The sequence below is a fragment of the Stutzerimonas balearica DSM 6083 genome, assembly GCF_000818015.1.
Lineage (GTDB): Bacteria > Pseudomonadota > Gammaproteobacteria > Pseudomonadales > Pseudomonadaceae > Stutzerimonas > Stutzerimonas balearica.
This window is the reverse complement of record NZ_CP007511.1, coordinates 2,345,902-2,367,322: the sequence shown is the minus strand read 5'-3', so window position 1 is coordinate 2,367,322 and position 21,421 is coordinate 2,345,902. Positions and strand designations below refer to the sequence as shown.

The window sequence follows — 21,421 nt, the reverse complement described above, 5'->3', positions numbered from 1 at the left end:
CCGCCTTCGTGAACGCCATCTTCCTGCGCATCTACGGCGGCGTGCTCGCCGTGCTGGTGCTGGTGGCGGTGCTGGGCGCGGGCGGCCTGCAACTGCTCAACCAGCAGCGTGCCGACAGTTATCGCGAGCGTCTGGCGGCCGGTACCTTCCGCCTGATGGCCTACAACATGAGCAGCATGACGCCGGTCGAGCGCCGCCAGGCGGCCAACCTCTGGGGGCGGCTGCTGGGCATTCCGCTGCGGGTGCGCACGCTTGAAGATGTCAGCCTCGAGCGCAGCCTGGAAACACGCCTGCTGCGTGGCCAGGTGCTGGTCGAGCAGACCCGGCCCAATCGCGTCACGGTCTACAGTCTGGTCAGCGAGCCCGCCGGGCTGGTGCTGACCGGCGAGGTCGAGCAGGTCAGCGAGCAACTCGCACGCGCCACCGTTTATCTGTTGATCGACGAGCTGATCCGCTACCCCGAGGATCTCCAGCCGCAGCAGCTGGCGCGGCTCAAGTCGCGCCATGGCTTCGGCTACGACCTGACGCTGGTGACCCGCGACAGCGCCAATCTCGACGACGACCAGCGCCGGCGCCTCGACGAAGGCGACACGGTGATGGCGCTCGGCCGGGGTGGCGACACCATCCACGTCTTCGCGGCGGTGGCCGGCACGCGCTGGATTCTGCACCTCGGGCCGCTGTTTCCGATGAATCCCTACCCGGCGCACCTGCTGCTGGGCATCGGCTTGCTCGGGCTGACGCTGATCGGGCTGACCGTGTACGTGCTCGTGCGGCGCCTGGAATTTCGCCTCAGTGCGCTGGAGGGCGCGGCGACGCAGATCGCTGCCGGCGACCTGCAGGCGCGCGTGCCGGACGCCGGCCACGATGCGGTGGGGCGGCTGGCGGCAGCATTCAACGGCATGGCGTGCCAGTTGCAGCGCCTGCTCGCCGTGCAGCGCGAGATGACCAGCGGCGTGGCCCATGAGCTGCGCACGCCGGTGGCGCGCCTGCGCTTCGGCCTGGAGATGGCCGAGCAGGCCCAGGAGGCGGACGCGCGCGGCAAGTATCTGGCCGGCATGGACCGTGACATCGACGACCTCGATCGGCTGGTCGACGAGATGCTCGTATATTCACGCCTCGAGCAGGGCGCGCCGATGCTGCGCATGCAGGCGGTGGACCTGGCGCTGCTGGTCGACCAGGTGATCGAGGCGCTCGCGCCGCTGCGTCCCGAAATCGAAATGCGCCGCGGCGACTGCCGCCCGGCAGCCGATGGCAGCGTCTGGGCCGAGGCCGAGCCACATTACCTGCGCCGCGCGCTGACCAACCTGGTCAGCAATGCCATGCGCTACGCCGAGCGCCGCGTGCTGGTGGGGTTTTCCCTTGACGAGGGCCTTGCCCGGCTCGAGGTGCAGGATGACGGGCCAGGCGTGCCGGAGGCGGACCGCGAGCGGGTGTTCGAGCCCTTCCTGCGGCTGGACGACAGCCGCACGCGGGCTTCCGGTGGGCATGGCCTGGGCTTGTCGATCGTACGGCGCATTCTCTATTGGCACGGCGGGCGGGCGCAGCTGGGCGTCAGCGAACTCGGCGGTGCGCGCTTCAGCCTGGTGTGGCCGCGGACTGCTGGCAGCGAGCGGGTGGCGCGCAGCTAGGCCGGCACGCTGACCAGGCTGAGCAGGTAACCGTCGAACTCGCAGAACTGGCCGTTCAGCTCGCTGCCGCGCGACCAGCCGCCGGGCAGGTCGATCAGCAGGCGCAGCCGCGCGAGCCCTTCGTTGCTGTGCACCAGCTCGGCATCGTGGAAATAGAAGCGCGTGCGCACCAGCGGGTAGAGCGCCTTGAACAGGCTCTCCTTGAGCGAGAAGGTCCGGGTGACCCGCGCACTGCGCGCGGCCTCGTCGAGGGCTTCGTAGCCCTCGAACTCGCCGGGCGTGAGGATTTCACCGGCCAGGCGGTCGGCACGCTCGGCCGGAATCAGCGTTTCCACATCGAGCCCGAGGCCGCGCCAATGGGTTTCGTGCCCGACCACCGCCGACGCCCAGCCACCACCATGGGTGATCGAGCCGACCACGCCGGCCGGCCAGATCGGCGCGCGATCCTCGCCCACCTGCGGCACGCCCGCGGTGCCAGTCAGGCATCTGAGCGCCTCGCGCGCGCAGGCCCGGCCGGCGAGAAACTCGCTCTGCCGCTTGGCCACGCCGCGCACCGGCGGCAGCTGGCAGCGGGCGAAATCGTCCGGATCGAAACGGCTGGGATCGAAGCGGGTGCTGAGCAGCCTGGCCCCGGCCAGCGGTTTCGGCAATGGCCAATGGTCTTGCAGAGGCGCGCAGCAGCGCGGCAGATCGCTGGAATTCATGTGCGGCATTGTGCCTCAAAAGCTTGCCTGACCGCCTCCGCGAGGCGCACGCCGTCGAGACGGGCCGGCGCCCGCTACCGGCCGGCCTCTCGCCGCGCGCCGCGCCGGCCTGCTAGGGTTGCGCTCATTGCCCATTGCTGGAGACACCGATGTTCGAATCCGCGGAAATCGGCCATGCCGTCGACAAGGCCACCTACGATGCCGAAGTGCCGGCACTGCGCGAGGCGTTGCTGCAGGCCCAGTATCGGCTGCGCAGCGAAGCGCGCTTTCCGGTGCTGATCCTCATCAACGGCATCGAGGGCGCGGGCAAGGGTGAAACCATCAAGCTGCTCAGCGAGTGGATGGACCCGCGGCTGATCCGCGTCGAGAGCTTCGACACCCCAAGCGACGAGGAACTGGCCCATCCGGCCGCGTGGCGCTACTGGCGCCGCCTGCCGCCCAAGGGCACCACCGGGATCTTCTTCGGTAACTGGTACAGCAAGATGCTGCAGGACCGGGTCAACAAACGGATCAAGGGCGCGGACCTGGCCTTGCAGACGCTCAAGGCGCAGCGCCTGGAACGCATGCTCTGCGACGAGGGCGTGCTGATCTTCAAGTTCTGGTTCCACCTGTCCAAGGCGCAGATGAAGGCGCGCCTGGACTCGCTGAAGAACGACCCGCTGCACAGCTGGCGCATCAGCCCGCTGGACTGGCAGCAGTCCAAGACCTACGACCGCTTCGTGCGCTACGCCGAAACCATCCTGCGCCGCAGCAGCCGGGACTTCGCCCCCTGGTACATCATCGAGGGCGCCGACGAGCGCTATCGCAGCCTGGCGGTCGGGCGCATCCTGCTGCGCGGGCTGCAGGCCGCGCTGGATGCCACCGAGCAGCCGCCGGCACCGGCGCAGCCGCACACCGCGCCGCTGGTCGCCGACATCGAGCGGCTGAGCCTGCTCGACAGCCTCGACCTGACGCAAAAGCTCGACAAGGACAGCTACCAGCACCAGCTGATCGAAGAGCAGGCCCGGCTGTCGCGTCTGCTGCGCGACCGGCGCCTGCGCAAGCGCGGTGTGCTGGCGCTGTTCGAGGGCCATGACGCGGCGGGCAAGGGCAGCGCCATCCGGCGCATCACCGGAGCGCTCGATCCACGCTTGTACCGCACCATCCAGATCGCCGCGCCAACCGAGGAGGAGCGCGCGCAGCCATGGCTGTGGCGTTTCTGGCGCAACGTGCCCGAGCGCGGCAAGTTCACCATCTTCGATCGTTCCTGGTACGGCCGCGTGCTGGTCGAGCGGGTCGAGGGCTTTTGCTCGCCGGCCGACTGGCTGCGCGCCTACAGCGAGATCAACGACTTCGAGGAGCACCTGACCGACGCCGGCATCGTGCTGGTCAAGTTCTGGCTGTCGATCGACAAGCAGACCCAGCTCAAGCGCTTCAAGGAGCGCGAGGACACGCCGTTCAAGCGCTTCAAGATCACCGAGGAAGACTGGCGCAACCGCGAGCGCTGGGATGATTACGCCAGTGCGGTGGCGGACATGGTCGACCGTACCAGTACCGAGATCGCGCCGTGGACGCTGGTCGAGGCCAACGACAAGCGCTTCGCCCGGGTGAAGGTATTGCGCACGCTCAACGAGGCGCTGGAGGCGGCGATCGCCGAGAAATGACGCCCGCCGCGGCGGGCGATGGGCGTGCATACGCTCGCTGAATGGTCGTCGCCAGTGCGAAGCGAGCGCCACTATGCTCGGGTCATCTCCAACAACAAGACCCGAGGTGAACCATGCGCGAAGTGGTAATCGTCGACAGCGTCCGGACCGGCCTGGCCAAGTCCTTTCGCGGCAAGTTCAACATGACCCGCCCCGATGACATGGCGGCCCATTGCGTCGACGCGCTGCTCTCGCGCAACGACCTCGACCCGGCACTGGTGGACGACTGCATCGTTGGCGCCGGTTCCAACGAGGGCGCGCAGGGCTACAACATCGGCCGCAACGTGGCGGTGCTCTCGCGCCTGGGCGTGCAGTGCGCCGGCATGACGCTCAACCGCTTCTGCTCGTCCGGCCTGCAGGCGATCGCCATCGCGGCGAACCAGATCGCCTCCGGCTGCAGTGACGTGATCGTCGCCGGCGGGGTGGAATCAATCACCCTGACGGCCAAGAGCAAGAACACCGATCACCTCTACAACCCGGTCATCCAGCAGCAGGTTCCGGGCATCTATCACAGCATGGGGCAGACCGCCGAGACCGTCGCGCGGCGCTACAACGTGAGCCGCGAGCAGCAGGATCTCTATGCCCTGCAAAGCCAGCAGCGCACCGCGCGCGCGCAGGCCGAAGGGCTGTTCGCCGACGAGATCGTGCCGATGTCGGTGCGCTATTTCACCGAGGACAAGGCGACGGGCGCCCGGACCGAGCACGAGGGTGTGGTCGACCGCGACGACTGCAACCGCCCGGATACCACGCTCGAAGGCCTGGCCTCGCTCAAGCCGGCCTTTGCCGAGGACGGTTCGGTCACCGCTGGTAACGCTTCGCAGCTCTCCGACGGCGCCTCGATGACGCTGGTAATGAGCCTGGAAAAGGCCATCGCACTGGGGCTCAAGCCACGAGCCTTCTTCCGCGGCTTCACCGTCGCCGGCTGCGAGCCGGACGAAATGGGCATCGGCCCGGTGTTCTCGGTGCCGCGCCTGCTCAAGGCCAAGGGGTTGTCGGTCGAGGATATCGACCTCTGGGAACTCAATGAGGCCTTTGCCTCGCAATGCCTGTACTGCCGCGACCGGCTGGGTATCGACAACGAAAAGTACAACGTCAACGGCGGTTCGATCGCTATTGGCCACCCGTTCGGCATGACCGGCTCGCGTACCACCGGGCACCTGATCCGCGAATTGCAGCGACGCAACCTGCGCTACGGGGTCGTGACCATGTGCGTGGGCGGCGGCATGGGTGCGTCGGGCCTGTTCGAGGCGGTGCGCTGAGAGAACAGGCAGGCGGCCCTGCCAGGCGGTGGATGGCTGCGGCCATCCACCCTACGGGCGGAGGATGCGTAGGGTGGATAACCGCGAAGCGTTATCCACCGTCCGGCTCATCGCAGCCTCGTGGGGTGGGCTTCAGCCCACCTTTTTCCTGAGCGCAAGGGCAGGCGACCCTGCCAGGCGGTGGATGGCTGCGGCCATCCACCCTACGCCGCCGCTCAGCCCTGCTGGCCGGATTCGAGCATGCTTTCCGGGCGTACCCACTGGTCGAATTCTTCGTCGCTGAGGTAACCCAGCTCCAGCGCGGCCTCGCGCAGGGTCTTGTTCTCCGCATAGGCCTTCTTGGCGATCTGCGCGGCCTTGTCATAGCCGATGTGCGGATTCAGCGCCGTCACCAGCATCAGCCCGCGCTCTAGATGCTCGGCCATACGCCCGGCATCCGGCTCCAGACCGGCCACGCAATGGGTGTTGAAGTTGCGACAACCGTCGGCGAGCAGACGGATCGACTGCAGCAGGTTGTGGATGATCACCGGCTTGAACACGTTGAGCTGCAGATGGCCCTGGCTCGCGGCGAAGCCGATGGTCATGTCGTTGCCCATGACCTGGCAGGCGAGCATCGACAGCGCTTCGCACTGGGTCGGGTTGACCTTGCCCGGCATGATCGAGCTGCCTGGTTCGTTGGCCGGCAGCCGGACTTCGGCGATGCCGCCGCGCGGGCCGGAACCGAGCAGGCGCAGGTCGTTGGCGAGCTTCATCAGCGCCACGGCCAGGGTTTTCAGCGAACCCGACAGGGCGACCAGCGGCTCGTGACCGGACAGCGCCGCGAATTTGTTCGGTGCCGAAACGAACGGCAGGCCGGACAGCGCTGCCAGCTCGGCGGCGACCGCTTCGGCAAAACCATGCGGCGCATTCAGCCCGGTGCCGACCGCGGTACCGCCCTGGGCCAGTTCGTAGACCGCCGGTAGCGCATTGCGGATCGCCTGCTCGGCGATGTCCAGCTGCGCGACGAAGGCCGAGAGTTCCTGGCCGAAGGTGATGGGTGTGGCATCCATCATGTGGGTGCGCCCGGTCTTGACCAGCTTGCCGTGGCGGGCGGCCTGTTCGGCGAGCCCGCCGGAGAGTTCCGCGATCGCCGGCAGCAGGTCCTGTTGCACCGCCTTGGCCGCGGCGATGTGCATCGCGGTCGGGAAGCAGTCGTTGGAACTCTGCGCGCGGTTGACGTGATCGTTCGGGTGCACCGGGCTCTTGCCGCCGCGTGTGCCGCCGGCCAGCTCGTTGGCGCGGCCGGCGATCACCTCGTTGACGTTCATGTTCGATTGGGTGCCGCTACCGGTCTGCCAGACCACCAGCGGAAACTGGTCGTCATGCTGGCCGTCGAGAATCTCGTCGGCGGCCTGTTCGATCAGGCGCGCCACATCCGGTGGCAGGTCGCCGATCCGGTTGTTCACCCGTGCCGAGGCCTTCTTGATCAGAGCCAGCGCGTGCACCACGGCCAGCGGCATGCGCTGATCGCCGATGGCGAAGTTGCCCAGTGAACGCTGTGTCTGCGCGCCCCAGTAGGCGGCCTCCGGTACCTGCACTTCGCCCAGGCTGTCGGTTTCGATGCGAGTCATGCCGTGCTCCATTGCGTACGAGTCCAGTATAGGCCGCGCCCGGACGGGGCCGGTTCCCCGCCGGTGCCTTGTGGGCATTGGAACTCCGGGCGCAGAATGTGTCCATTCAGGGCTGACTATCGCCCTTCGAAGGAAAAACCAATGCCCAAGATTTCCACCCTCGGCTGCTGCGGCGCGCTGCTGCTCGCCCTGGCGAGCGGCTCTGTCGCGGCCGACCAGGCCAGCCATGCGGCCAAGGCCGAAGCTTTCCTGCAACTGGCCAAGGCCGACCGTCTGGCTGTACCGGTCTACGCCCAGGTGCAGCAGATGTTCGCCCAGCGCTTCGCCGAAGCGAAGGCCCCGCAGGACAAGCGCGCCATGCTCGAGCGCTACCAGGCCAAGGCCAATGCTGCGCTGGATCAGGCTATCGGCTGGGAAAAGCTCGAGCCCGAACTGGTCGCGCTCTACACCGAACAGTTCACCGAACAGGAGCTGGCCGGGCTGATCGATTTCTACCGTTCACCGCTGGGCCGCAAGATGCTCGGCAAGCTGCCGGAGCTCAACGCGCGCTCGGCGCAACTGACCCAGGCGCGCCTGCAGACGGCGGTGCCCGAGGTGAACAAGCTGCTGGCCGACATGACGGCCGAATTCGAACCCGAGAAGAACTGACGGAACCCGCATGAGCAAACTGGACAACATCAAGGTCGCCCTGCAGACGCTGCAACCCGAATACCTGCAGGTCATCGACGAGAGCCACATGCACAGCCGTGGCCAGGAAACCCACTACAAGGCCGTGATCGTCAGCGAGGCGTTTGCCGGGCTGAATGCGGTCAAGCGCCATCAGAAGGCCTACGGCGCCATGGGCGAGCTGATGCAGCAGGTCCATGCGCTGGCGTTGCATACCTACACGCCCGCCGAATGGGCCGAGCAGGGTAGCGCGCCGGCGTCGCCGGTGTGCGCCGGCGGGCACAAGTGAGGCGCCGCCCGGCGCCTGCCTGGCCAGGGTCGTTCTGCTAGAATCCGCCTCCCGCGCCGGCTGTTGCCGGCGCTTCTGTTTCACCACCCCGGTACGCCCTTTGCGCGGGCGGCCACTGGAGGACCTCTTGAAAGAACCCATCGTCGTGGCGGCGCTGTACAAGTTCGTCGGCCTGCCGGACTACGTCGAGCTGCGCCAGCCGTTGCTCGACACCTTGCTGGCGAACGATATCAGGGGCACGCTGCTGCTCGCCGAGGAAGGCATCAACGGCACCGTCTCCGGCACGCGCCAGGGCATCGACCGGCTGCTCGCCTGGCTGCGCAACGACCCGCGCCTGGCCGACGTCGACCACAAGGAGTCGTACTGCGACGAGCAGCCGTTCTACCGCACGAAGGTCAAGCTGAAGAAAGAGATCGTCACCCTCGGCGTGCCGGGCGTGGACCCGAACCGGCGGGTCGGCACCTATGTCGAGCCGCGTGACTGGAACGCGCTGATCGACGATCCCGAGGTGCTGGTCATCGACACGCGCAACGACTACGAAGTCGCGATCGGCAGCTTCGAGGGCGCGGTCGACCCCAAGACCCGCTCGTTCCGTGAATTCCCCGACTATATAAAGGCGCATTTCGACCCGACCCGGCACAAGAAGGTGGCGATGTTCTGCACCGGCGGCATTCGCTGCGAAAAGGCCTCCAGCTACATGCTCGGCGAAGGCTTCGAGGAGGTCTTTCATCTGAAGGGCGGCATCCTCAAGTACCTCGAGCAAGTGCCGCAGGGCGAAAGCCGCTGGCGCGGCGACTGCTTCGTCTTCGACAACCGGGTCACCGTGCGCCACGATCTCTCCGAGGGTGAGTTCGAGCTCTGCCACGCCTGTCGCATGCCGGTGTCGGCCGAAGACCGGGCCTCGGCGCATTTCGTTGCCGGCGTCAGTTGCCCGCATTGCTGGGACCAGCTGCCGGAGAAGACCCGTGCCAGCGCCCGCGAGCGACAGAAGCAGATCGAACTGGCGCGCGAGCGCCACCAGCCGCACCCGATCGGCCGCGACCCGCGGCGCCACGACGCATGAGCCTGGCGCGACAGGGCCGCGGCGATTGAGGCAGGCTGAGCAGAACAGGCGAACCAAGGGCGCGCGCCGTGTGCCCAATGCAGTAATCGGCACGGAGTGAGCATGAGCGCCCGACTGATCTATGTGATGGACCCGATGTGCTCCTGGTGCTGGGGCTTCGCACCGGTCATGCAGGCGCTGGCCGAACAGGCCGCCAACCGCGGCGTGGGGCTGCACCTGGTGGTCGGTGGGCTGCGCCGCGAACGCACGCCGATGGACGAAGCCGGGCGGCGCCGCACGCTGGCTTACTGGCAGGCCGTGCACGAGGCCAGCGGCCAGCCGTTCGATTTCGTCGCCGGGCTGCCCGAGGGGCTGGTTTACGACACCGAGCCGGCCTGCCGGGCCCTGGTCGCGGCGCGACAGCTGGAGGCCGAATGCGCCTGGCCGCTGGCCCTGCTGATCCAGCAGGCGTTTTACACCCGCAGCGAAGACGTCACCCAGCCCGCACGGCTGGTCGAACTGGCCGAGCGCACGGGCCTTGCGCGCGACGCCTTCGCCGAGTGCTTCGATGCCGGCACGACACGCGAAGCCACTGCTGCCGATTTCGCCTGGGCCGGGAACCTCGGCATCGCCGGCTTCCCTACCGTACTGGCCGAGCGTGACGGCCAACTGGCCTTGCTGACCAATGGCTATCAGCCACTGGCGGCGTTGGCGCCATTGCTGGCGCGCTGGCTGGAGCGTGGTGCGCATGGCTGATCAGCTGAGCTGGGCGGAGATCCGCCGCCTCGCCTTGCGCCACCGCAAGGCACTGCTGTTGGCCAACCTGGTCGCGGTGCTGGCCACCCTGTGCAGCGTGCCGATCCCCTTGCTGCTGCCCCTGCTGGTCGACGAGGTGCTGCTGGGGCAGGGCGATGCGGCGCTGCGGGTGATGGACAACTTCCTGCCGCAGGGCTGGCAGACCGCCGTCGGCTACATCGGCCTGATGCTGGCGCTCACGCTGCTTCTGCGCGGCTCGTCGCTGGTGCTCAACGTGCTGCAGGCGCGGTTGTTCGCCCGGTTGTCGAAGGACGTCGTCTATCGCCTGCGGGTGCGGTTGATCGAGCGCCTCAAGCGCATATCGCTGGCCGAGTACGAGAGCCTTGGCGGCGGCACCGTGGCGGCGCATCTGGTGACCGATCTGGACACCATCGACAAGTTTCTCGGCGAGACCCTGAGTCGGCTGTTGGTCGCGCTGCTCTCGATCGTCGGCACGGCGGCGATTCTGGTCTGGATGCACTGGCAGCTGGCGCTGCTGATCCTGCTGTTCAACCCGCTGGTGATCTACGCCACGGTGCAGCTGGGCAAGCGCGTCAAGCACCTGAAGAAGCTGGAGAACGACAGCACGTCGCGCTTCACCCAGGCGCTCACCGAAACCCTCGACGCCATCCAGGAAGTGCGCGCGGGCAACCGCCAGGGCTTCTTTCTCGGTCGGCTCGGGCTCAAGGCTCGGGAAGTGCGCGACTACGCGGTGGCCTCGCAATGGAAGACCGATGCCTCGAACCGCGCCAGCGGCCTGCTGTTCCAGTTCGGCATCGACGTGTTCCGCGCGGCGGCGATGCTCACCGTGCTGTTCTCCGACCTGACCATTGGCCAGATGCTCGCCGTGTTCAGCTACCTGTGGTTCATGATCGGCCCGGTGGAGCAGCTGCTCAGCCTGCAATACGCCTATTACGCCGCCGGCGGCGCGTTGAGCCGGATCAACCAGCTGCTCGCGCGCGCCGACGAGCCGCAGTACGGCACGACGCACGATCCGTTCGCCGGCCACCAGACCGTCGACATCGAGGTCCGCGGCCTGCGCTTTTCCTACCAGGAGGAGCCGGTGCTCGAAGGGCTGGACCTTTCCATCGCCGCCGGCGAGAAGGTCGCCATCGTCGGGGCCAGCGGCGGTGGCAAGAGTACCCTGGTGCAGCTCCTGCTCGGGCTGTATCGGCCGCAGGCCGGCGAGATTCGCTTCGGTGGCGTGCGCCTGGAAGACATCGGCCTGCCGTTGGTGCGTGACAACGTGGCGGTGGTGCTGCAGCACCCGGCGCTGTTCAACGATACGGTGCGCGCCAACCTCTGCATGGGCCGCGAGCGCGATGACGCGGCCTGCTGGCAGGCGCTGGAGATCGCGCAGCTGGCCGACACCGTGCGCCAGCTGCCGCACGGCCTGGACAGCATCGTCGGGCGTTCCGGCGTGCGTCTGTCCGGTGGCCAGCGCCAGCGCCTGGCCGTGGCGCGCATGGTGCTGGCCGAACCCAAGGTGGTAATCCTCGACGAGGCCACCTCGGCCCTCGATGCGGCGACCGAATATGCGCTGCACCAGCAGCTGGCGAACTTCCTCCGGGGCCGCACGACGCTGATCATCGCCCACCGCCTGTCGGCGGTTAAGCAGGCCGACCGGGTGCTGGTATTCGATGGCGGGCGCATCGCCGAGCAGGGCGATCACCAACAGCTGATAGCCGAAGGCGGGCTCTACGCCCGGCTGTACGGGCACCTGCAGCACTAGCACGGCGGTACCCCGCGCGCCGCCGGATGAGTGGCGCCGAAAAATCCTGCCTTTTCGCTCAACTATTGATGAGGGCTGCCGACTGTAAGCTGGATTGCTTTTTAAGGGATTGAATCGATGCACGTTGCCACCAACCCTTTCACCAACCTGCCCGTGGGCCGCAAGCTGGCCATTGGTTTCGGCACGGTGCTGGCGCTGACGCTGGCAGTCACCGCCACCGGCTTCTACGCCGTCGAGGCCACCGTCGCCGGCTCGCAGCGCATCAACAAGCTGGCCGGCATCAATGCCGGCATCCTCGATGCGCGCGGCGACGAGCGCGACTTTGCGCTGACCCGTGAGGAGCGTGCTGCCGCCGAACTGCGTAGCGGGCTCGCGTCGATCGACAGCGAGCTGGACGCGCTGGGCGCCTCCTCGAACGAGGCGGAGCAGGCCGGCCTGACGCGCATTCGCCAGGCAGTCGACGCCTACGCGGCGCAGTTCGACCAATACCGTGAGCTGATCAACCGTGGCCAGCAGCTGCGTGCGCAGATGGGCGAAACCGCGCAGCGCAGCCGGGAGGAGTTCGAGTTCATCGAGCTCGACATGTACGACGCGGTGCGGGCCCTGCGGCTGGAAGGCGACCGCCTGAAGGGCAGCGATCCGCTGACCATCGCCGAGGCGACCTCGGGCCTGACCAAGCAGGTGCTCGACATGCGCACCCTGGAAAATGCCTTCGTCGCCAGCAGCGATCAGCAGTCGGTGACCGATTGGCAGGCCAAGTACAGCGATGTCAGCTCGATCGGCAGCAACCTGAAGATCTGGCTCGACGACGAGCAGAAGACTTCGATGGACGCGGCTCTGGCAGCGCTCGAGCAGTACCGCGCCGCGTTCGATGAATTTCGCCAGAACCGCAGCAATCGCCTGGCGGCCGAACGGCGAATGGCCGAACTCTCCGGCGAGGTGATCGCCGCCGCAGGCCAGACCCTCGAACTGGCCACCGAAACGATGCGCTCGCAGCGCTCGAACGTCTACCTGCTGCTGGCGCTGATTGGCGGCCTGGCGATTGTCATCGGTGCGCTTGCCGCGCTGACCATAACCCGCATGATCGTTGGCCCGCTGCGCGATACCGTCGCCCAGGCCGAACGCGTGGCGGCGGGCGATCTGTCCCACTCCCAGGCCAGTGCCCGGCGTGACGAGGTCGGCCAGCTGCAGAACGCGATGCACCGGATGAACGAAAGCCTGCGCAACCTGATCGGACGGATCGGCGGCGGTGTCAGCCAGATCGCCGCGGCCGCCGAGCAGCTGTCGGCGGTGACCGCGCAGACCAGCGCCGGTGTACAGACCCAGCGCGAGGAAACCGACCAGGTCGCCACCGCCATGAACGAGATGGCCGCCACGGTGCAGGAAGTCGCGCGCAATGCCGAGCAGGCGTCCCTCGCCGCACGCCAGGCCGACCAGCAGGCACGCCAGGGCGACCGGGTGGTGCGCGATGCGATCGGCCAGATCGGAACGCTGTCGTCCGAGGTCGAGCATTCGGCGCAGGCCATCGAGGCGCTGAACGAGCAGAGCGGCCGGATCGGCAGCGTGCTGGAAGTGATCCGCGCCGTTGCCGAGCAGACCAACTTGCTGGCGCTCAACGCCGCGATCGAGGCCGCGCGTGCCGGCGAGCAGGGCCGCGGCTTCGCCGTGGTTGCCGATGAGGTGCGAGCCCTGGCGCGCCGTACCCATGATTCGACCGAGGAGATCGAAGGCCTGATCGGCAGCCTGCAGCAGGTCGCCGGGCAGGCGGTCGAGCAGATGCAGACCAGCCGCGACCTGACGCAGCGTACCGTCGCGCTGGCCAACGAGGCCGGCACGGCGCTCGGCCGGATCACCGACTCGGTATCGACCATCGAGCAGATGAACCAGCAGATCGCCGCCGCGGCCGAGCAGCAGAGCAGTGTGGCCGAAAACATCTCCGAGAGCGTGACGCGCGTGCGGGACATCGGCGAGCAGAGCGCCAGCGGCAGCGAGCAGACCGCCAGTGCGAGCGCCGAACTGGCTCGCCTGGGGATCGAGCTGCAGGAGCTGGTCCGCCAGTTCCGTACCTGACCGCGGTACGCGGCAGCCGGGGCTGAACTCCAGGGGCAGGCGTCGATCTAGTGCAAAGGGCACCGCCGGTGCCATTGCTCAGGGAGCACCGCATGCCACTGGCCGGTTCCGAGGCGAACAGCCACGCCGCGTCCGATTCCGACGCGCAGCAGACCCGCCTGCGCCGGGCCATCACCGGTCCGGCACTGTTTCTCTTCATCCTCGGGGACGTGCTCGGTGCCGGCGTTTACGCGCTGGTCGGCAAGATTGCCGGCGAGGTCGGTGGCGCCGTCTGGGCGCCCCTGCTGCTGGCGCTGTTCTTCGCCTTGCTCACGGCCGGCTCCTACGCCGAGCTGGTGTCCAAATACCCGCGCGCCGGGGGTACGGCCGTGTTCACCGCGCGCGCCTTCGGCAGCCCGCTGCTCTCGTTCCTGGTCGGCTTCGCCATGCTCGCGGCGGGCGTCACCAGTGCGGCCGGGCTGTCGTTGGCATTTGCCGGCGACTACCTGGGCGCCTTTCTCGACCTGCCGACGATACCCACGGCGCTGGGCTTTCTGCTGCTGGTGGGCCTGCTCAATGCGCGCGGCATCCGCGAATCCCTGAGGGCCAATGCGGTGATGACCGTGATCGAGGTCTCCGGGCTGCTGTTCGTGGTGCTTGTCGCGGCGCGCTTGGTGTTGGCCGGAGGCGGCGACCCGGGGCGGGCGATGGCCTTCGCCCCGGGTGTCTCGCCGGCGGCGGCGGTACTCGGCGCGGCGCTGCTGGCGTTCTATTCCTTTGTCGGCTTCGAGGTGTCGGCCAACGTCGCCGAGGAGGTCAGGGACGTGCGCCGCGTGTACCCGCGCGCGCTGTTCGGCGCGCTGCTGGTGGCCGGGCTGATCTATGTCGGGGTCGGCCTGGCGGCTACTGCGGTCCTGACGCCGGAGGCACTTGGCGCCTCGACCGCGCCGCTGCTGGAGGTGGTGCGGGCGACCGGCTTCGCCGTGCCGGACCGGGCGTTCTCGCTCGTCGCGCTGGTGGCGGTGGCCAACGGCGCACTGCTGACCATGATCATGTCCAGTCGCCTGGCCTATGGCATGGCCGATCGCGGCCTGCTGCCGCTGGGCCTGACCCGTGTCCTGCCGGGTCGACGCACGCCGTGGCTGGCGATCGTCGCAACGACGCTGGTGGCGATGCTGCTCACCGTCACCGGCAGCCTGACCGCGCTTGCCGAAACGGTGGTGCTGTTGCTGCTGTTCGTGTTCATCGCGACCAACGCAGCCGTGCTGGCGCTGCGCAAGGAGCGCATCGCCGAAGCGCATTTCCGCACCCCGACGGCGCTGCCGGTACTGGCCATTCTGGCCTGCCTGCTGCTGCTGGCCCAGCAGAGCGGCGAAACCTGGTTGCGCGCCGGCCTGCTGCTCGGGCTCGGTGCGCTGCTGTATGGCGTCGGTCGGCGTCGGGCCAGGCGCGTCAGTGGCGGCTGAGGTCGATCGCCCATTCGCCGAGCGGCACCTCGGGTCGCTGGCTCCAGATCCGTTGCCACAAGAGTTCCAGGCGCGCCAGGTCACCCCGTTCGGCCGGCAGGCGCTCGGCCTCGTCGACCAGCTGCCAGCCACCGGCCTGATGCCGGGCCAGCGGGAAACGGAAGGGGTGATAACCCGTCATGCCGAGGCGCAGATCGGTCACCAGCAGCGCGTCGCCCTCGACGTCGTAGCGCAGGATGCCACCGGTGAACCACTGCAGCCGCGCATGTTGCGGCGAGCCCCTCAGGATCTCTTGCAGGCGGGCGCCGCGGGGCAGGCTCACCAGTTGGGGCGGCCCGTTGTCGAGCCAGCTCACCAGGGCCTCGTGGTAGCGCTCGCCGTCGATCAGGATCACCCGCCAGAGCAGGCTGTTGAACGGCGTAGGGGTACTGAACACGCGCTCGGCCGTGATGCCCTGGCGCGCCATCTCCAGACGCACGCGCTGCTCGGCCATGAGTTTTCCGGCGACGGTAAAGCCCAGGTACAGCGTCGACACCGCCAGCGCCACGGCCGGCCAATGGCGCGCGCGGCCCTGGAAGCCGCTGAAGCCGACGGCGAGCACGGCCAGCAGCAGCGGCAGGCTGTACAGCGGATCGATGATGAAAATGCTCGCCCAGGCCACCGGCGGCGTGTGCAGGGGCCAGAACAGCTGGGTGCCATAGCTGGTGAAGGCGTCGAGCAGTACGTGGGTGACGAGCACCAGCCAGATGGCCAGAAACAGACGCCGGCTCGAATAGCCAGGGTGCGGCCGCAACCGTCGCACCAGCCACGCCAGCAGCATGGCCAGGCCGCTGAGCACGAACAGCGAATGGCTGAAGCCGCGATGATAGGTCATGTTCGCCACGGCATCGCCGTAGTCGATGACCACGTCCAGGTCGGGCAGGGTGCCGAGCGCGGCGCCGAACAGCAGTGCCTTGCGTCCCTGCCAACGGCCCAACACGGCGGTATGAACGGTGGCGCCGAGCAGGGCCTGGGTGATCGAATCCATGAGTGCTCCGGGCGGTGGATGGTTGCGTTTCAAGCGGACCCTACGCCGAAGGCGAACGTTCCGGCAGCGGGAAATTGTTTCAAACCTGTCGGCGGCGGACAGGTCGTAGGACAATCGCGCCTGCTGCGCGCTAGACAGGATCAGGAAGCCCATGCTGGAGATATCGAACAACGTTCACCTCGCCGACAGCGAGGTCGAGCTGACTGCCATCCGGGCGCAAGGTGCCGGTGGGCAGAACGTCAACAAGGTGTCCAGTGCCGTTCACCTGCGCTTCGATATCCAGGCTTCGTCACTGCCGGCGTTCTACAAGGAACGCCTGCTGGCGCTGCGCGACAACCGCATCAGCGACAGCGGGGTGATCGTGCTCAAGGCCCAGCGCTACCGCACCCAGGAGCAGAACCGCGCCGACGCGCTCGAGCGACTGGTGGCGCTGATCCGTAGTGTGACCAAGGTGGAAAAGGCGCGCCGGCCGACCCGGCCGACGCTGGCCTCCAAGACGCGCCGGCTCGAGGGCAAGACGCGCCGCGGTGCGATCAAGGCCGGGCGCGGCCGCGTTGACTTCTGAGGCTCAGGTGCCGGTGCGCGGTTCGGCCGGCTCCTCGGCGGGCGGCAGGTCGTCCAGCTCGTCCAGCTCGTTCAGTTCGTCCTCGTTGGCCGGCGTGTGGGCGGTCGCATCTTCCGGGGTGTCGGGCATCAGCTCCATGACGGTAGGGCTGGTGCGCAGCACGGGGGTGAAGTGCCCGTGCGGTTCGGTCACCAGGTCGACCACCTTGCGCGGCCGGTAGAAGGCGTAAGCCGCCAGCAGAGCCAGGCTGACCGCGAAGAACAGCGGCAGCGCGATCGGCCCGGCCAGGTGCATCAGGCCACCGGCGGCAACCGGCCCAAGTGCCGCGCCAAAACCGTTGGCGAGCAGCAGGCCGCTGGAGCCGGAGAGAATTTCGTCGGGGTTCAGGTGGTCGACCATCTGCGCCACGGCAATCGAGTAGATCGAAAACGCCAGGCCGCCCCAGACGAACATCAGCCCCAGCAGCAGGGCACCGGCCTTCAGCGGCGCCACCGCCAGCGCCAGCAGCGCGGCGAGCGCCACCACCCAGAGCAGCACGATGCGGCGCTCATGCTTGTCGGAAAACAGGCCGATCGGCCATTGCAGCACGGCGCCGCCGAGAATGGTCACGCTCATCAGCAGGCCTACGCCGGAGGCGTCGAAGCCGACCTGGCTGGCATACACCGGCGCCAGGCCCCAGAAGCCGCCGAGTGCGAACCCGGACACGCCGGCGGCCATCAGCGGCAGCGGGGCGATGCGGGCCAGCTGCAGGAGGTCGGTCGGCGGAATGTCCGGCAGGGTCGGTTGCGGCTGGCGGGTGAGGGTGATCGGCATCATCGCGCCGCCGATGAGAATGGTCGCCAGCGCGAAGAGGGTGAATTCCATCGGGCTGTCGAGCCCCAGCAGCTGCTGGGCGGCGGCCAGTGAGCCGAGGTTGACGGCCATGTACACGGCAAATACCTGGCCGCGCTTCTCGCCGCTGACCTGGGCGTTGAGCCAGCTCTCGATGACCATGTACAGGGTCACCAGCGCGACACCGTAGATGACCCGCAATACCAGCCAGACCCAGGGATTGACGATCATCACGTGCAGCAGCACGGCGGTCGCGGCGAGCGAGGCGTAGAAGGAGAAGGTGCGGATGTGGCCGATGCGCCGGATCAGCGAGGGCGCGAGCCAGGTGCCGATCAGGAAGCCGGCGAAGTAACCGGACATCAACAGGCCGACCATCCCGGTCGAGTAACCTTCGGCGACGCCGCGCAGCGTGAGCAGGGTATTGAGCAAGCCGTGCCCGAGCAGCAGCAAGGCCACGCCGCCGAGCAGCGAACTGATGGGAGCGATCAAAGACTTCATGGGCGACACCCTAGGCAACGAAATCGGCTAAAGCAAGTTTCGGCGCGCCGGCCGTGGGGCGGCGAAGTTTCATAACTTGCTGATTTTGAAAGGTAAAAACCTGAGCGAGTGGGGTGGCTCATGGCGACACACCGCTCCCTGTGTTGTCGTTGGGCAGCAGCAAGCGCTCAGGATTCCCGCAGCGGCGCGCGCGACAGCGGCTCGGCATGACGTACCGCCTGGTTCAGTGACTGCACCGCCTCGGCCATCGCCTGGCGATCCAGCGCGCCGGACAGGGTGATCGATGCCTGCTCGACGACCGCTTCGGCATGGCGCAGCAGGATGCGCTCGGTGGCGCTGTCGCCAGCGGCATACAGCAGGTTCTTGCAGGCCTGCAGCAGCGTCAGCAGTACCTGCAGGTCGCTGCTGCCGTAGCGGCGCAGGGGGCCGAACGCCAGCTGCAGCATCGCGTCCAGCTCCAGCTCGCGGATGAACAGGCGTGGCTGGCCCTCGATTGGGGCGACCTCGTGGTTGGGCAGGTGCATGCGTTCGGCCAGGAGCACGCCGAGCATGTCGATCGCCTTGATCGCCGTGCCCGGGTCGTTGATGCCCGGGCTCAAGGCGCGGATGGCGATTTCGACGATCTGCTTGAAGCCGAAGAAGAAGTGCCGGTGGGCGTACTCCTCGACATAGAAGTCGAAGCAGTCCAGCAGCCGGCTCACGCAGGCTTCGTCCAGCTCGCGGTCCAGGCGGATCAGCGGGTGGCCCGGCATGACGAAAAAGCCGTAATGCACCTGCACCGTCATCTGCGCGTCCTGCTCGTCCAGCAATGCCTGCGCCGCCGAGAGGTTCAGCGCCTTGAAGTAGCCCGAACGTTGCGCGCAGATCGTCGTCCAGTGGCTGTCGTCGGGCCAGGGCATCACCTCGTGGTCGTCAGCCTGGCGGCGTCTGGCGTGGAGCTGGGCGAGGGTCTGCTTGTAGACCCGGTTGAGGATGTAGTCGACCTGAATCGACAGTGAAATCGAGCGGATGAAGTAGATGAACAGGCACAGGCAGATCACGCCCAGAAAGAGCGCCAGAAAGACGCCCAGGCTCGGCACATTGATGTCGTCGCCTTCCTGAATGGTGGAAATGAGCATCAGCGAATCGATGATCGTGCCCAGGTAGACGCCGAGCACCAGCTGATGGCTGCGGCTGCTGATCAGCCCCGGAATCACCCGCGGCGACAGCGAGGAGGCCGCCGAATTGAGTACCACCATGACCATCGAGAAGCTGAACACCATCAGCGAGATGATCCCGCCGACCAGGGTGCCGAGAATCAGCCGGGCGTTCTCGGCATTCTTCACCACGCCGAGTTCGAGCTGCTCCTTGTAGGGCTGCAGCCAGGTCAGTTCCAGCACGATGGTGATCAGGCACAGGCAGGCCAGGCCCAGGGCGATAAGTGTCGGGTAGAAGGCGATGCTGCCGATGACTCGGTGATACAGGCGAAACAGCCTGTTGGTCAGTGCGGACATGTCAGCTCCCTGCAGAGGTTCGGCGATGCGTGCCTACCCGCCGTTCGGCAGCAAAGGCCGGGCAACGTTCGCTTCGGTAGCTACATCGGGCGCCAGGGTGGCGATCAGGGCCCGTACCGAACCGGGCAGGGCGTCCAGCTCGCGCACCAGGATGCTGCGTTCGCGCACCGCCCAGGGCTCGTCCAGCTCCACCAGCGCCAGTTGCATGGTGCGGCTGTGCCGCCTCGCCGCGGACTCGGGGATGATGCCGATGCCCACGCCGGCCTCGATCATCCGACACACTGCCTCGAAGCTCGAAACCTGGATGCGCAGCGACAGCTGGCTGCCGAGTTTCTCGACGCGGTCGCGCAGAAAGGTCAGCAGGGTGCTGCCTTCGTGCAGGCCGATGTGCTGATAGGCCAGCGTCTGACGCAGCGTCACCTGCGTTTCGCCGGCCAACGGGTGGCCGATCGGCACGCCGAGCAACAGGCGGTCGGTGCTGAAGTGCAGCACCTGCAGGCCTTCGGCCTGCACCGGGCCGGCGATGATGCCGATGTCCGTGCTGCCGTCGAGCACACCGCGCACGATGTCGCGGCTCAGGCGCTCCTGCAGGTCCACCGTGACGCCGGGGCGCTCGGCGAGAAAACCGGCCAGCACCTCGGGCAGAAATTCGGTCACGGCCGTGGTGTTGGCGAAGATGCGGATGTGCCCGGCCGAATCGGTGCCGTACTCGGTGAACTCGCTTTTCAGGTAATCCACCTGACGCATGATCAGCCGCGCGTGCTGCAGCAGCTTGTGGCCGGCTGGCGTCAGCTCCACTCCGCGACTGTCGCGGTAGAGCAGGCGGCTGTCGAGCCGGCTCTCCAGCGCCTTGATCCGCGCGCTGGCCGCGGCCGGCGAGAGGTGCGCGCGGCGTGCGCCCTGGGTCAGGCTCGGGGATTCGGCGATATGGATGAACAGACGCAGGTCGGCCAGATCGAAATGCATGGCGGTGCTCGAGATGAGGTTGGTGTTCAGCTTAGCCGAACGCTGGTGTCATTAAATACAAATTCACGGAACGCTGGCGGCGCTGCATGCTACGGCCAAACAAGACAACAGCCGGAAGCTCAGCCATGACCGACATCTCTGCCTGGATCGGCCGCACCGAAGAGGCCCACGACCAGCTCAGCCGCAACCTGCTGATGCGCATCGCCGCGACCTTCGGCGAAACCACGCCCGCGCACGGCGAAGCGCTACCACCGCTATGGCAATGGTGCTTCTTCCAGGAGCCGGTCGCCGAAAGCGGCCTCGGCGAGGATGGCCACCCGGCACGCGGTGGCTTCCTGCCGCCTGCGGATAACCGCAACCGCATGTGGGCCGGTGGCCGGGTCGAGTTCCTGCGCCCGCTGGAAGCCGGCGGCGAGGCGCGACGCGTCTCGACCATCAAGCACATCGAGGAAAAACAGGGCCGCACCGGCGCGCTGCTGTTCGTCACCGTGCAGCACGACTACCTGCAGGACAGCCGGCTGGCGATCCGTGAGGAACAGGACATCGTCTACCGCGAGCCGAGCCCGCCGAAGACCAGCAGTGGCGAACCCATGGTCGCCGGTGGCTGGCGCGAGGCGGTCACACCAACGCCGACGCTGCTGTTCCGCTATTCCGCGGTCACCTTCAACGGCCATCGCATCCATTACGACTGGCCCTACGTCACCGAGACCGAAGGCTATGCCGGCCTGGTCGTTCACGGCCCGCTGATCGCCACCTTGAACCTGCGCGCCTTCTGCCGCGCCAATCCCGACGCCCGCCTGCGCCGCTTCGCCTACCGCGGCCTGCGCCCGCTGATCGCGCCGCAGCCGTTCGAGGTCGGCGGCCGCATCGTGGCGCCGGGCAAGGCCGAACTCTGGGCCGGCGACCACAACGGTTTGGCGCAGAGAGCCGAAGTGGAATTCGACTGAGGTGGATGGCGGGACACCGCCCCCTCACCCTAACCCTCTCCCCAAGGGGGCGAGGGGACTGATTTTGCAGGGTGGTCAGGGCCGTGCGAAATAGTCAGCCGGCCGGCTTCAAGGCGATGCGTTAGCAGTCAGGCCAGCCAAACGCCAAAGCAGCCCCTCTCCCTGAGGGAGA

The 21,421-nt window shown here is 67.5% G+C and carries 18 protein-coding genes; 12 read left to right on the top strand and 6 right to left on the bottom strand.

From position 1 onward, the window contains the following. Positions 1 to 8: 8 nt before the first annotated feature. Entirely contained in the window at positions 9 to 1,628 is a 1,620-nt protein-coding gene (locus CL52_RS10690; RefSeq protein WP_043220489.1) for an ATP-binding protein, read from the top strand. On the opposite strand, the gene CL52_RS10685 is transcribed toward CL52_RS10690, so the two are convergent. Beyond that, positions 1,625 to 2,332, bottom strand: coding sequence for a 4'-phosphopantetheinyl transferase family protein (locus CL52_RS10685; protein ID WP_200889394.1), 708 nt, complete (start codon positions 2,330 to 2,332; stop codon positions 1,625 to 1,627). The genes CL52_RS10690 and CL52_RS10685 overlap by 4 nt on opposite strands. A 149-nt stretch (positions 2,333 to 2,481) precedes the next feature. Between CL52_RS10685 and pap the strand changes: the two genes are divergently transcribed. Both pap and CL52_RS10675 read left to right on the top strand, forming a co-directional pair. Then, positions 2,482 to 3,975 carry a polyphosphate:AMP phosphotransferase gene (pap, locus tag CL52_RS10680; RefSeq protein WP_043220486.1) on the top strand — a complete coding sequence of 498 codons (1,494 nt, stop codon included), beginning with the start codon at positions 2,482 to 2,484 and terminating at the stop codon, positions 3,973 to 3,975. 113 nt (positions 3,976 to 4,088) lie between these two features. Then, on the top strand, positions 4,089 to 5,273 hold the full coding sequence (locus tag CL52_RS10675; RefSeq protein ID WP_043220484.1) for a thiolase family protein: 1,185 nt from the start codon (positions 4,089 to 4,091) through the stop codon (positions 5,271 to 5,273). A gap of 215 nt (positions 5,274 to 5,488) precedes the next feature. Here CL52_RS10675 and CL52_RS10670 read toward each other — a convergent pair whose 3' ends face one another. Beyond that, positions 5,489 to 6,883: a class II fumarate hydratase gene (locus CL52_RS10670; RefSeq protein ID WP_043220480.1), complete on the bottom strand. Its 1,395-nt coding sequence runs from the start codon at positions 6,881 to 6,883 to the stop codon at positions 5,489 to 5,491. A 141-nt stretch (positions 6,884 to 7,024) separates the two neighbouring features. On the opposite strand from CL52_RS10670, the gene CL52_RS10665 reads away from it, so the two are divergent. From CL52_RS10665 to CL52_RS10635, 7 genes are all read left to right on the top strand, one after another. Continuing rightward, positions 7,025 to 7,531, top strand: coding sequence for a DUF2059 domain-containing protein (locus CL52_RS10665; RefSeq protein WP_043220479.1), 507 nt, complete (start codon positions 7,025 to 7,027; stop codon positions 7,529 to 7,531). Between the two features lie 10 nt (positions 7,532 to 7,541). Further along, positions 7,542 to 7,838, top strand: a complete 297-nt coding sequence (locus CL52_RS10660) for a BolA family protein (protein ID WP_041104699.1) — start codon at positions 7,542 to 7,544, stop codon at positions 7,836 to 7,838. Between the two features lie 127 nt (positions 7,839 to 7,965). Next, positions 7,966 to 8,901 (top strand): oxygen-dependent tRNA uridine(34) hydroxylase TrhO, encoded by a 936-nt coding sequence (gene trhO, locus CL52_RS10655; RefSeq protein WP_043220477.1) that lies wholly within the window; start codon positions 7,966 to 7,968, stop codon positions 8,899 to 8,901. 102 nt (positions 8,902 to 9,003) lie between these two features. After that, positions 9,004 to 9,636, top strand: a complete 633-nt coding sequence (locus tag CL52_RS10650; protein WP_041104702.1) for a DsbA family protein — start codon at positions 9,004 to 9,006, stop codon at positions 9,634 to 9,636. Further along, positions 9,629 to 11,407 carry an ABC transporter ATP-binding protein gene (locus CL52_RS10645; RefSeq protein WP_043220476.1) on the top strand — a complete coding sequence of 593 codons (1,779 nt, stop codon included), beginning with the start codon at positions 9,629 to 9,631 and terminating at the stop codon, positions 11,405 to 11,407. The genes CL52_RS10650 and CL52_RS10645 overlap by 8 nt, the downstream gene beginning before the upstream one ends. A gap of 117 nt (positions 11,408 to 11,524) precedes the next feature. Further along, on the top strand, positions 11,525 to 13,477 hold the full coding sequence (locus CL52_RS10640; protein WP_043220473.1) for a HAMP domain-containing methyl-accepting chemotaxis protein: 1,953 nt from the start codon (positions 11,525 to 11,527) through the stop codon (positions 13,475 to 13,477). A gap of 92 nt (positions 13,478 to 13,569) precedes the next feature. After that, entirely contained in the window at positions 13,570 to 14,922 is a 1,353-nt protein-coding gene (locus CL52_RS10635) for an APC family permease (protein ID WP_082041984.1), read from the top strand. Here the strand turns inward: CL52_RS10635 and CL52_RS10630 are convergent. Then, positions 14,909 to 15,949 carry a metal-dependent hydrolase gene (locus CL52_RS10630; protein ID WP_043220470.1) on the bottom strand — a complete coding sequence of 347 codons (1,041 nt, stop codon included), beginning with the start codon at positions 15,947 to 15,949 and terminating at the stop codon, positions 14,909 to 14,911. The two genes, CL52_RS10635 and CL52_RS10630, sit on opposite strands and share 14 nt — an antisense overlap. Positions 15,950 to 16,100: 151 nt before the next feature. Between CL52_RS10630 and arfB the strand changes: the two genes are divergently transcribed. Continuing rightward, positions 16,101 to 16,514: an alternative ribosome rescue aminoacyl-tRNA hydrolase ArfB gene (gene arfB, locus CL52_RS10625; protein WP_041104708.1), complete on the top strand. Its 414-nt coding sequence runs from the start codon at positions 16,101 to 16,103 to the stop codon at positions 16,512 to 16,514. 3 nt (positions 16,515 to 16,517) lie between these two features. Here the strand turns inward: arfB and CL52_RS10620 are convergent, their stop codons facing one another. The 3 genes from CL52_RS10620 to CL52_RS10610 form a co-directional block, all read right to left on the bottom strand. Continuing rightward, positions 16,518 to 17,843: an MFS transporter gene (locus tag CL52_RS10620; protein ID WP_043220465.1), complete on the bottom strand. Its 1,326-nt coding sequence runs from the start codon at positions 17,841 to 17,843 to the stop codon at positions 16,518 to 16,520. A gap of 167 nt (positions 17,844 to 18,010) precedes the next feature. After that, on the bottom strand, positions 18,011 to 19,336 hold the full coding sequence (locus CL52_RS10615) for a DUF2254 domain-containing protein (protein WP_043220463.1): 1,326 nt from the start codon (positions 19,334 to 19,336) through the stop codon (positions 18,011 to 18,013). Between the two features lie 33 nt (positions 19,337 to 19,369). Continuing rightward, positions 19,370 to 20,302, bottom strand: coding sequence for a LysR family transcriptional regulator (locus CL52_RS10610; RefSeq protein ID WP_043220461.1), 933 nt, complete (start codon positions 20,300 to 20,302; stop codon positions 19,370 to 19,372). Between the two features lie 125 nt (positions 20,303 to 20,427). On the opposite strand from CL52_RS10610, the gene CL52_RS10605 reads away from it, so the two are divergent. After that, positions 20,428 to 21,249: an HTD2 family dehydratase gene (locus CL52_RS10605; protein WP_043220458.1), complete on the top strand. Its 822-nt coding sequence runs from the start codon at positions 20,428 to 20,430 to the stop codon at positions 21,247 to 21,249. The last annotated feature ends 172 nt before the right edge of the window (positions 21,250 to 21,421 follow it).